This window comes from Gordonia sp. 852002-10350_SCH5691597 (assembly GCF_001665715.1).
GTDB classification, from domain to species: Bacteria; Actinomycetota; Actinomycetes; order Mycobacteriales; family Mycobacteriaceae; genus Gordonia; species Gordonia sputi.
In genome coordinates, this window is record NZ_LZMO01000141.1 from 1 (window position 1) to 11,076 (window position 11,076).

10 protein-coding genes are annotated in these 11,076 nt (G+C 66.2%); 6 read left to right on the top strand and 4 right to left on the bottom strand.

Going from position 1 to position 11,076, the window contains the following annotated elements; translation table 11 throughout:
- Positions 1 to 126: 126 nt before the first annotated feature.
- The 3 genes from A5777_RS10905 (at position 127) to A5777_RS10915 (ending at position 2,467) form a co-directional block, all read left to right on the top strand.
- Complete coding sequence (locus tag A5777_RS10905; RefSeq protein WP_064862681.1) at positions 127 to 666, top strand: hypothetical protein; 540 nt, start codon at positions 127 to 129, stop codon at positions 664 to 666.
- Between the two features lie 80 nt (positions 667 to 746).
- On the top strand, positions 747 to 1,358 hold the full coding sequence (locus A5777_RS10910) for a hypothetical protein (RefSeq protein ID WP_231895023.1): 612 nt from the start codon (positions 747 to 749) through the stop codon (positions 1,356 to 1,358).
- Between the two features lie 110 nt (positions 1,359 to 1,468).
- Positions 1,469 to 2,467, top strand: coding sequence for a tocopherol cyclase family protein (locus tag A5777_RS10915; protein ID WP_064862682.1), 999 nt, complete (start codon positions 1,469 to 1,471; stop codon positions 2,465 to 2,467).
- 148 nt (positions 2,468 to 2,615) lie between these two features.
- On the opposite strand, the gene A5777_RS10920 is transcribed toward A5777_RS10915, so the two are convergent.
- Positions 2,616 to 3,506 carry an alpha/beta fold hydrolase gene (locus tag A5777_RS10920; protein WP_064862688.1) on the bottom strand — a complete coding sequence of 297 codons (891 nt, stop codon included), beginning with the start codon at positions 3,504 to 3,506 and terminating at the stop codon, positions 2,616 to 2,618.
- A gap of 139 nt (positions 3,507 to 3,645) precedes the next feature.
- On the opposite strand from A5777_RS10920, the gene galE reads away from it, so the two are divergent.
- Positions 3,646 to 4,665 (top strand): UDP-glucose 4-epimerase GalE, encoded by a 1,020-nt coding sequence (gene galE / locus A5777_RS10925; protein ID WP_064862683.1) that lies wholly within the window; start codon positions 3,646 to 3,648, stop codon positions 4,663 to 4,665.
- Between the two features lie 19 nt (positions 4,666 to 4,684).
- Here galE and A5777_RS10930 read toward each other — a convergent pair whose 3' ends face one another.
- Positions 4,685 to 6,754 carry a DUF6541 family protein gene (locus A5777_RS10930; protein WP_064862684.1) on the bottom strand — a complete coding sequence of 690 codons (2,070 nt, stop codon included), beginning with the start codon at positions 6,752 to 6,754 and terminating at the stop codon, positions 4,685 to 4,687.
- 157 nt (positions 6,755 to 6,911) lie between these two features.
- On the opposite strand from A5777_RS10930, the gene A5777_RS10935 reads away from it, so the two are divergent.
- Entirely contained in the window at positions 6,912 to 8,357 is a 1,446-nt protein-coding gene (locus A5777_RS10935; RefSeq protein ID WP_064862685.1) for an MFS transporter, read from the top strand.
- A complete protein-coding gene (locus A5777_RS10940) occupies positions 8,350 to 8,847 on the top strand; it encodes a MarR family winged helix-turn-helix transcriptional regulator (RefSeq protein ID WP_082933631.1) in 498 nt (165 codons plus the stop codon). The genes A5777_RS10935 and A5777_RS10940 overlap by 8 nt, the downstream gene beginning before the upstream one ends.
- A gap of 6 nt (positions 8,848 to 8,853) precedes the next feature.
- Here the strand turns inward: A5777_RS10940 and A5777_RS10945 are convergent, their stop codons facing one another.
- Both A5777_RS10945 and A5777_RS10950 read right to left on the bottom strand, forming a co-directional pair.
- Positions 8,854 to 10,107 carry an MFS transporter gene (locus A5777_RS10945; RefSeq protein ID WP_005206735.1) on the bottom strand — a complete coding sequence of 418 codons (1,254 nt, stop codon included), beginning with the start codon at positions 10,105 to 10,107 and terminating at the stop codon, positions 8,854 to 8,856.
- Positions 10,104 to 10,841, bottom strand: coding sequence for a GntR family transcriptional regulator (locus A5777_RS10950; RefSeq protein WP_064862686.1), 738 nt, complete (start codon positions 10,839 to 10,841; stop codon positions 10,104 to 10,106). The genes A5777_RS10945 and A5777_RS10950 overlap by 4 nt, the downstream gene beginning before the upstream one ends.
- Positions 10,842 to 11,076 lie beyond the last annotated feature (235 nt).

An 11,076-nucleotide genomic window follows, 5' to 3' on the forward strand; every position in this document is an offset into this window, starting at 1 on the left:
CTGTGCACAACTACCTTCCGCACCGGCTCGTCGTCTCATTGAATTACGCCGGCTAACGATTTTCGACGCCGCGACGACTCTTCCAGTACAGAGGTTCGTCCAGCACACACGGCATCGGAGATTCTCATGGTCACAGCTTCACGTATTCGTCGCGGTGTCGTAGCCGCACTCGCCGCGGCAACAATCGCCAGCGGCGCGGCAGTAGCAACAGCACCCAGCGCGCACGCCGCGCCGACACAACCCGGCATTCACCAGGTCGACCAACTCGGCGATCTGACCTACCAGGCGCTCTTCAGTGCGGGCGTGCAGGTGTACGAGTATGCGACGACGGTTCGCGGTAAATCCGATTCGCTCGGGATCACCCCGCGGTACTACTACACCGTGCTACGGAAGGTGCACAACCCGCGCGAGGGCACGCCCGGGAGCCTGCGATACGGATTCGTCGGACTCGGTCCCGGGACGCAACTGCCAGAGGTATTCGCCCTCTACTCGCGACTGCGCCCCGAGCCGCACAATCTCGGCAACTTCTACTTCCGCGTCGACCCCCGCACGCTGCAGCCACTCGACTACAACCCACGTCCACTCCCCTGCCCGAAGTTCGTCTCCGGGCCCATCGGACCGCTGACCGGCGGCGCTGCGATTCTCGGTAACCGTTGCGGCGGCTGAGCCGCTGTGACCGAACGGTCGCCGATGGTCGACTAGACCCTTGACGCCGATAACAGGTTCGTTTCATTGAGTCGCGAGGGATGACACATTCGTCGACCGTCGACACTCTGGAGCAAGAGGGAGGTCTGTCGGGGCGTCGACCATCGGAGGTCAGCATGGGTTCGGCCCGCGGTACCGGCTCTCGACAACTGCGGACCCGAGTCGCCACCGCGCTGGTCGCGGCGGCGGCAGTGGTCGGCGGCGTGGCGTTCACCGGAGGCGCCCACGCCGACGCCGAGCCAACAGATGTATCCATCGTCGACGACGTGGCCAATCTGCCCTACCAGGCGCTGTTCGCCGCGGGCGTCCAAGTCTACGAGTTCGCCGGCGTCTACCGACAAGACAGCCCGTTCAGCGCCCCGTACTACTTCACGGTGCTGCGAAAACTCCACAACGCGAACCAGGGCACACCCGGCGCTCGTCGGTATGCCTTCGTCGGGCGCGGACCCGGTTCGACGCTCCCTGAAGCGTTCGGAATGTACCCGGGTCGACGCCCGTCGACGGATCTCCACCTTCGTTGGACATTCCAATTCGACCCGCGCACCCTGACCCCGACCCTCGGCGGCGAGATGCAGTGCCTCTCGCCGCCGACCGTCGGGCCGATCGGGACGCTCGCCGGCGGTGCCGTCGCGACGCGGGTCTGCACGAAATGACCCCGCGCGCGTCACGCGCGACTCGCGTGCAGTTCTCGCCCGGCATCTCCCGGTAGCGCAACTGCCGCGATCGCCGAGAGGAGTCACTCGCTGCCAGTGTTGCTGTTCCGATGCCACAATCGGGTATGCGCCCCCTCGACTGGCCGCGCCGCGAACTCGTGGCGCTCTATCGCCGCACCGGTGCCGATGTCCCATACGGCGACCCCTTACCGTCCCACGGCACCGAGATGGAAGGCTGGTTCTGGCGGCTGACCGACCGGTCAACCGGCCGCGCAGTGGTCGCACTGTGCAGTTGCAACCGCCACGACGCCGGGGACTGGTCGACGGCGGCCATCGTGCTCGAGCCCGGCGCCGTCGTCCGCCAGGCGGCGATCGGTGAGGCGGTGGCCGATCCTCGCCGGTTCTCCGTCCGCGCGCAGGAACAAGGGAATCACCTCGATGCCCATCGAGACGGCATCACTCTGACTATCGACGACGTCACCGTCGACCTGCGTGTCTACAACACCCGACCCTGGCCGAAGGCGTTCGGCGGCGGCGGGGTGTTCTCTTCGATCCCGTTCCTCAACCAGTACTGGCACGCCTACTGTCTTGGTGGCCGGGCGTCGGCAACGGTCACCGGCCCCGGCGTGGACTGGCGGTTCGACGATGCCCGGCTCTACTGCGAACGCAACTGGGGTGCCGGATTCCCGCAGCGGTGGTGGTGGGGCGAGGCGCATGACTTCGGCGACGACGACGTGTGCGTCGCGTTCTCCGGTGGGCTACTCGAACTCGGCCCGGTGAGGCAGGAAGTCACCGGAGTGGTCGTGCGCATTGGCTTATGGGTGCTGCGCATCTCCCCGCCCGCACTGACCAGCTACCACTTCGACCGGAACACCTGGCACTGGCACATCACCGCGCGCACAGTGCGATTCGCCATCGAACTCGACGGCCACGGCGTCGGAGAACCGCCTGTGCTGCCGGTGCCGATACCGCACAAGCGGCGCAACGTAGACTCCGATTACGAATTCCTCGACGGGACCCTGCGCTGCACCGTACGGGAATGGGGTCGCGTCATCTACGACGGCACCTCGTCGCTGGCGGGACTCGAGATCGGTGACCGCCCGGCGTGAGCGCCGGCCGCGCTCGCTCGCTGAGGGTGTCCGCGGTCTCGCCACATCGAACGGGAACTCGGTAACGCCGCCCCGGACCGATCGCCCTGTACGGACCCATCTACGGGAACGACCGGCTCTCAGTCGAATTCGCTGACGCCGTCGCCGATCATCGGCTGACGGGTACGACGTCACGCAAGAACGCCAACTCGTCGGCGACAACGTCCTCGAAGGCATCACCGACGTAGATGTCGAAGTGACCGTATGGGTAGACCTTCGCCGTGATGTGCGGGTTGCCCTGTGCGGCCCGGATCGTCGGGCCGGGCGGCGCGACGCTGTCGGTCTCACAGATCGCCACGAAGGTGGGAACGCCGATGCGGCGCATGTGCCGTGCGGGTGAGTAGAACGGGATGGCCAGGCCGGCGCGCGCCGTCACACTGTTGGTGAACGACGCGCCGTCGGGCACCAGTGAGAGATACCCGGGTTCGGCGTCCGGGGCGGTCATCAGTGCAGCGTCATGTCCGTGCCCGGCCAGCCCCACCAGCACCGGATCTCGGTGCAACGCACTCGACGCGATGTCGGCAACAGCGCGCCCGGTGACCTTCACCGACGAGATCGGGTCCAGAGCCAGCAACGATGCGGGGCCACTGGTGAACGGGCACTGCGACACCGCTGCCGCGAGACCCGGCTGCCGCGCGGCAAGCGTCAGCGCGTGACCCCCGGAGAATGATGACCCCCATACGACTATGCGTGCGGCGTCGACGTCGTCCAACGACTTCGCGTACTCGATCGCGGCGTCGTAGTCGGCGAGCTGTCGGCGTACCGACAGCAGCTGTCTCGGTTCTCCGTCACTGTCACCAAAGTGGCGGTAATCGAACACAAGACACGCATACCCCGCTTCGACGAAGCGCTCGGCGAAGGCGTCGAGCCGCATCGTCCGCACACCGCCAAGTCCGTGTGCCATCACGATGACCGGCGCGCCCGGCACATCCGGCCGGTAGAGCCATGCCCGGCAGGTCACGCCCTGCGAGGTGAATTCGACGTCTGATCTGCTGGTCATCGGTTCCCCCGGATCCTCGTCGGCAGGCACCTCGACGTACCTGCCGATGTGTCATGCACGATAGCGGCACATCCGCTTCGGGTACACCACACAGGTCCCCGCTGGAGAACTGGCAGGGAAGCGCCTTACCGTGGTCGTCATGCGCGTACTCGTCAGTGGAGGGGCCGGCTACATCGGCTCACACACCGTGATCCGACTCGTCGAAGCAGGACACGACGTCGTCGTCGTCGATGACTTCAGCAACGCCAAGCCGACGGTCGTCGGCCGACTCGAGGCGCTGACCGGCGTCCACATACCGGTCCACTCCTTCGACCTCACCGACGTCGACAAAACGGAGAAGTTCTTCGACCACGAGGACATCGACGCCGTGATCCACTTCGCGGGGTTCAAGGCCGTCGGCGAGTCGGTGGCCAAGCCCCTCGAGTACTACGAGAACAACCTCGGCAGCACCTTTTCTCTGCTGCGCGCAATGAGACGCCACGACGTGCACCGGCTGGTGTTCTCCTCGTCGGCCACGGTCTACGGCGCAGAGCCGGTGCTCCCGATGACCGAGGACTCCCCGACGTCGGCGACCAATCCGTACGGCTGGACCAAGGTGATGATCGAGCAGGTGCTGCGCGACGTCGCCGCGAGCGATCCCGCCTGGCGCATCGCCGCGCTGCGCTACTTCAACCCGGTCGGGGCCCACCCGAGCGGACAGATCGGCGAGGACCCTAGCGGCATCCCCAACAACCTGATGCCCTTCGTCGCACAGGTCGCGGTCGGGCGCCGGGAGAAGCTCTCGATCTTCGGCGACGACTACGACACCCCCGACGGCACCGGAGTGCGCGACTACATCCACGTCGACGACCTCGCCGCTGGGCACGTCGCGGCACTGGAACGAATCAGCGCAGGGTCCGAACCGATGTCGACGTGGAATCTTGGTACCGGACAAGGGGTTTCGGTACTGCAGGTGGTACAGGCCTTCGAGCGCGCCAGCGGTAAGCCGATCCCGTATGAGATCGCGCCGCGTCGAGCCGGCGACATCGCGGCGTCGTACGCCGACCCGACGAGGGCGAACAAAGAGCTGAACTGGTTCGCGGGCAAGACAATCGACGACATGTGCGTCGACACCTGGCGCTGGCAGTCGAACAACCCTGAGGGCTACCCGGACGCCTGAGGGTATGGCCCCCGGCAGATCAGCGCGGCCCGGTGAGCACGTTCTCGTTGACCCGATACACCGTCACGTTGCCCTGCCGGAACACTGGGGTCAGCCCCGGCGCGCCGTGTTCGCGCAGGGCCAGGAACGGGTCACCCTGCACGCCGTGCTCAGGGTCGGGAACGCCGTTCTGGAAGGGCCAGTAGCTCGGCGGGCTGTCGATGACGTAGTGCACCTTCATGGCGCGGACGATCTGATCGACGTGCGGATCGGCACCGATTTGCGCTGTCCCCCAGTATAAGTCGCGCTGGCGCTCGGAGAACTCGTTTGCCCGATAGAACGAGAACAACGGGGTCAGTCCGGTCACCGGGTACAGCCACCCGGTGCCCTGGTCGAGGTTGTTCAGGATCAGCGCGTCGTGCGCGTCGGGCTGACGATCGAGCCAGTGGTATGCGGCGAGATCGTCTCTGCCGACGAGCTTTTCGCCCCGCTCCTTCGACGCGATCTGGGCGTTCGACGGGTAGCGCCACACCGCAGCGCCCGCGATGACCACCAGCAGGAGCGCGAATGTCACCGGAACAGCCCAACGTCGCTGCGTCGCAACGCGATCACCGGACCCCGACCGCGCCACCCACCGCGCCACGGTCAACGCCGCGAGCCCCAACGCGACGCCCGCGGCAGCCGCGGAGAACAGTGCAACCACAAATGTCAGCCGGTGCGGCGAGTTGTAGAAGTAGCCGCCGATCACACCGAGCGGCGCCGACAGCGGGCCAAGCGAGACAACCGAATTGGCGGTGACCAACACGAAGATCGCCCAGGTCACCAGCCCGCCCCAGCACCGCAACCACAGCAGCGCGAGCGCACCGAGCACGGCGAGGATCACCAGACCCCACACCGGATAGTCCTGCGTCTGCAGCGGCACCGTGCCGTTGAACAGCGCCTGCGAAAGCCCTTCGAGCACACCGACCGTGTCGACACGGAAGTCGAAGAACGGCAGCTCGTTGGTATCGGCGACGCGAATTGTGCCCAGCACCACCGGGAAGACCAGCACCACCGTCGCCAACCCGGCGATCACCAGGGTGACGAAGTCTCCGACGCGGCTGTGCACGGGCCGACGCAGCGCCTCGAACAGCCACCACACCCCGACGATCACACCCACCAGGATCAGGCCGGACGGGTGCGTCGCCGTCACCCCGGAGACCGCGACGGCCGCGGGCAGCACCCGACGTCGATCACGCACCGCACTGATCGTGAGCACCGCGGCGATGGGCGCCATCGACACACCCACGGCATTCGGCACCGACGTCAACTGCACCTCGACATACGGCAGTGACGGGAAGAGTGCCGCCACCGCGCCCGCCACACCCGCGATCAACGCCGACGTCGACGTGTCGAAGCGGTGGCGCGCAAACCAATACGCGAGCGATGCGACGCCCAGCGTGACCGTGACCGCCAACGTCGCGGGCGAATACGTGTTGTACAGCTGGACCGGGTTCGCGCCGGTCAGCGGGAGCTCCAGGGCACCGAGCGCGTGCCACGTATTCGGGTAGTAGTTGAAGCCGTGGGTGTCGTAGTTCATGAGCTCGCCCATGCGCAACGACGATCCGACGCCGGTCTCGTGAATCCAGCGCAGCGAACTCGCATGCCAGAGCGAATCCCAGACCTGAGGAATGCTGTCGAGGCCCGCGAAGGCCGTCTTGGCGATGGGCCTGATGCACGTAATCGCGATGATGATCGCCCCGAGTGCGATTCCGATGCCGCCACCCAGTGCCGCACGCCGGCTCAGCGGAGCGTCGACCGTACCGTCCTCCCAGGTCGACGTCGCGGCGGGTGCAGGAGCGATTCGACGCCCCACCCGCGTGCCGAGCAGCGCGGAATAGACCCAGGCCAGCGCAAACGCGACGAGCACGGCGACCAGCGCGGTGATGACGTTCCATTCGAAGCCGATCGCGCCGTAGAGCACGGTCGACACGCTCACGATCGCGAACGTGATGGGCGCGCCTGCCGCGATCGCGACGGGCCAACTCAGCGTCATCCGACGTCCGACACACGCCCCGGGAACAATGAGCAGGACGACGGTCACCACACTCACCCACGCCCCGAGAAGCACTGACAACCGTCCTCTCACTCACCCGGCCGGAACCGGATTCATCCCGGACCGACCAACCAGTCGACCTCGTGCAGGTTACCGCGCCGTCCCGCAGCCACCGTTGACCATGTGTCCGTCACCCCTGGACGTCGGATACTTGTAGTTCTACAATCTTTGTATGTCCACAACTACTTCCGTCGAGCTGACGCCGCGCAGGAAGATGGCGATTCTCGGCACCTGCTGCATGAGCCTGCTGATCGTGTCGATGGACGCCACCATCGTCAACGTCGCACTGCCGGCGATCCGGACGGATCTGAACGCGAGTGTGTCGTCGTTGCAGTGGGTCATCGACATCTACACGCTGGTGCTGGCCAGCCTGTTGATGGTGTCGGGAGCCACCGCCGACCGATACGGACGCAAACGCTTGTTCCAGATCGGCCTGGTCACGTTCGCGATCGGATCGCTGGCGTGCAGCCTGGCGCCGAGCGTCGGGGTTCTCATCGCCGCACGCGCCCTGCAGGCCGTCGGTGGTTCGATGCTCAACCCCGTGGCGATGTCGATCATCACGCAGATCTTCGTCGACCCGCGTGAGCGCGCCCGCGCGATCGGTGTGTGGGGATCGGTGGTCGGGATCTCGATGGCTGCCGGACCGATCGTCGGCGGGGTGCTCATCGACACGATCGGGTGGCGAGCGGTGTTCTGGATCAACCTGCCGATCTGCCTGGTAGCGATCGTGCTCACCGCCATCCTGGTCCCCGAATCACGCTCGCCCATCATGCGCACACTCGATCCCGTCGGACAGGGATTGGCGATGATCGCCCTCGGCGGCGCTGTCTACGGCCTCATCGAGGGACCTGGCCACGGGTGGGGATCTCCACGCACCATCGTCGTATTCGTCGTCGCAGCAATCGCTTTCGTCGGATTTCTGCTGTGGGAACGACGCCACGACGACCCGTTCATCGACCTCCGATTCTTCGGCAGCGTGCCGTTCGCATCGGCAACCGTCATCGCCATCTGCGCGTTCGCCAACTGGGGTGGGTTCCTGTTCCTGATGTCGCTCTATCTTCAGGAAGATCGCGGGTTCAGCGCCGTCGGCACCGGCGCGATGCTCGTTCCACCCGCGGTAGCGGTCTTGATCTGCTCGCCACTCTCCGGGCGCGCGGTGGGTCGCTGGGGCACGCGACCGTCGCTCGTGATCGCCGGGATCGCGCTCCTCATCAGTTCGTCGATGATGCTCTTCATCGACGACGCCACCCCGATCCCCCTGCTGGCCTTGATCTTCTTCATTTTCGGACTCGGCTTCGGGATGATCAACGCGCCCATCACCAACTCCGCGGTCGCAGGCATGCCCCGACATCGAGCGGGAGCTGCCAGCGCCGTGGCGTCGACGAGCCGTCAGATCGGCGTGAGTCTCGGTGTGGCCCTTGCGGGTAGTGTCACCGGCTTGGCCGCGGCACACACCGCCGTCGACTTCTCGACGGCGATGACCGCCATGTGGTGGATCGTGATCGCCTTCAGCGCAGCAATTCTCGTCCTCGGCGTCGTGTCCACGACACCCTGGGCGCTGCGCACCGCGCGGACCGTCTCGGAGCGGCTGATCGAACCGGAGATGTCCCATGCCTGAACCCGGAGCGGCCCACGAGCACGGCACTGTGTCGCACGAGCCTGCGTCACGCGACGAGCCTGGCGGGCGACACGACGAACTGGTCGCGCAGGTCTGGCGTGAGCTGACCTCGTTCGTGACAGATTCACGCGACGCGTGGCGACGCACGGTGGTAGCAGAAACAGGGTTGCCGTTCAGCAGGATCCGGGTGCTGAAGCGGTTGCGCAACGGCCCGCTGACGATCACCGAGATCGCTCACGCCGCCACCATCGATGCTCCCGCGGCGTCGGTCGCGGTGTCCGACCTCGAGTCCGCCGGCTATGTGGTGCGCCAACCGTCGTCGAGTGATCGTCGTCGAAAAGAAGTCCACCTCACCGACTCCGGGCGCGAGGTTCTCCAAACCGTCTGGGACGTCGACGATCCCGCGCCCAACGTACTCACCACGGCTTCTACCGCCGAACTGGAACTGCTGCACCAGATGTTCACCAGGAGTTCCGAGCGGGAGGCCTGACGTCGGTCAGGCGGCCACAGCGTGCCGACGATGCCCATACAGCGCGATGGCGAGACACAGCAGCGCCGCGACGATCCCGAAGATGAACATGTGGGTGTAGGTGACCGCGTGCCAGAACTCGGTGATCAACGCCAGCACAGCCGGAATCGCGAACCCCAGGTAGGTGACGCTGTAGAACACCGCGGTGAGGCCGGCGAGGTCGTTGCGGCCGCTGCGGGCCGCGATCCGTTGCACCTCGAGTAGACCTGCGATCATCGCCATGCCGTAGCCGCAGCCGAGCACCGTCGCGGCGATCAGCGACATCCAGATCGTCAACATGTGAGCGGCCAACGCCGCCAACGCCATTCCGATTGCCAGCACCGTGAGTGCAGCGGCGACGCCGCGCACACCGTCGGGGTTGTCGATGCGACGTCCCAGCGACTGGATACCGAAACCCGCCGCGAGTCCGAGCACACAGCACAGCGCGGCGAATGCGATCGGCGCTCCGGCGGTGCGCGCCGACATCAGCGCAGGGATGATCGCGTACGCCGACGCACATGCACCGAACACCCAGGGAGCAACCGGCAGCACCACGAACAGGAACCGCCGGTGCGCCGCCGACGGAATCTTCAGGTCGTCGACCAGTCGTCCGGGAGTGCCACTGGGCGAACGTGTTTCGGGCGCGCGGACGAGCAGGAGCACCAAGGCGATAGCCGCGAGCGAGATGTTCACCACGTAGGCGAGCACGTGCGGCCACGGCGCCCACTGAGCCAGCGCACCGGCCACGCCCGCACCAATGCCGAATCCGGCGGTGAGGCTCATCGCGGCGCGTCGGGCACCGGATGCCGCTCCGGCGCCGCCACGCACCGACAACTCCGTGATCCAACTGCCACCGACCGCCATCGACAGTCCCAGCGCAATTCCGCTGAACACTCGACCGATCGACAGCAGCACAATGGAATTCGCGCCGAGTGCGAGGAGCAGCGAGCCCACCGCCGCAAACACCGGCGCGGGCAACATCAGCGGACGGCGCCCGTACCGATCCGACAGCGGACCGCCGATCAACAGCGACGGCACGATGCCCACGACATAGAGGAACAGCAACGCATCGACAGCGACGGCCCCGAAGTTGCCCGTTTCGCGGTACATCACAAGCAGCGGCGTGAATTCGTTTCCGCCCCAGGCAGATGCGAAGACGGCAAGTGCCACCGCGATCCACGCGGTGCGACGAACCGTCGGACCGGTCACTGTGGGGGTGGCGTTGTCTGCGGTGGTCGTCACCGTTGTCCTTCCTCTGCTTGGGTGCCGCGCGCGTCGGCGTAGATCGCGTGGGTGGTGCGCGCGTCGGTCGTGTCGGTGGCGTGGACGGCGTAGACATCCTCGATGCGATGAACACCCGCGACATGGTCGACGAGTAGCGATGTGAATCTGTCGGCGTCTGCGCGTTCGATGGCGTCGACGAGCGCGGTGTGCTCGGCGATGATCCGGGGTGTGACGGTCGGCTCTCGGTGCACGCTCGCAGTGGTCATGCGTCGTTGACGTTCCGCGAGACCGAGGTAGAAGTCGGCGAGCACGCCGTTGGCTCCGGCCGAGACGATGCACTGGTGGAACTGGGCGTCAACACGGGCGAAGTCGGCGATGTCGTCGGGCTCCACCTTCGCGTGCGCGGCCAGGTTGCGGCGCAGGTCCGCCACCAGGTCGCCAGTGGGCAGACCGCGAGCGACGAGTCCGCGTACCGCGTGTGATTCGATGAGGATCCGGGCATCGACAACGTCGCGGGCCTCGGTGTCGGTCACCGGCAGCACCAGCGCGCCACGTTTCGGGTACAGCCGCATCCAGCCTTCTGCCTGCAGCCGAAGGAACGCCTCACGCACCGGAGTGCGACTGACCTCGCAGCGCTGAGCCACCTCGCCCTCGCTGATCAGCTCGCCACCGGCGATGGCGTTTGTCAGGATGAGTTCCTTGACCGCCTCGTACACGCGGTCGGCCGCCGATGTCGCGCTCAGATCCAACATAGATACAAGTTGTACTCCCGATTGCTTAGCGAGTCGAATCTTTGTGAACTACTCGGCGACCCCCGACACCGATTCTTCCGACAGAAGTACGACACGCCGCGCCGGCTCCGCGCCATGCCGGCTGAGCTGTCCCGTTTCGGGCTCTCACGTTCCGAGCTCTCCCGTTTTCAGTCATTTTCAGAGGCGCCCGGCGGCAAAAGGCCAGGTCGGCTCGCCGGGAAGCACCAGAAATGAC

Coding starts and splice junctions, on each gene's coding strand:
- A5777_RS10905 (WP_064862681.1), top strand. CDS start 127: ATGGTCACAGCTTCACGTATTCGTCGCGGTGTCGTAGCCGCACTCGCC.
- A5777_RS10910 (WP_231895023.1), top strand. CDS start 747: ATGACACATTCGTCGACCGTCGACACTCTGGAGCAAGAGGGAGGTCTG.
- A5777_RS10915 (WP_064862682.1), top strand. CDS start 1,469: ATGCCACAATCGGGTATGCGCCCCCTCGACTGGCCGCGCCGCGAACTC.
- A5777_RS10920 (WP_064862688.1), bottom strand. CDS start 3,506: ATGACCAGCAGATCAGACGTCGAATTCACCTCGCAGGGCGTGACCTGC.
- galE (WP_064862683.1), top strand. CDS start 3,646: ATGCGCGTACTCGTCAGTGGAGGGGCCGGCTACATCGGCTCACACACC.
- A5777_RS10935 (WP_064862685.1), top strand. CDS start 6,912: ATGTCCACAACTACTTCCGTCGAGCTGACGCCGCGCAGGAAGATGGCG.
- A5777_RS10940 (WP_082933631.1), top strand. CDS start 8,350: ATGCCTGAACCCGGAGCGGCCCACGAGCACGGCACTGTGTCGCACGAG.
- A5777_RS10950 (WP_064862686.1), bottom strand. CDS start 10,841: ATGTTGGATCTGAGCGCGACATCGGCGGCCGACCGCGTGTACGAGGCG.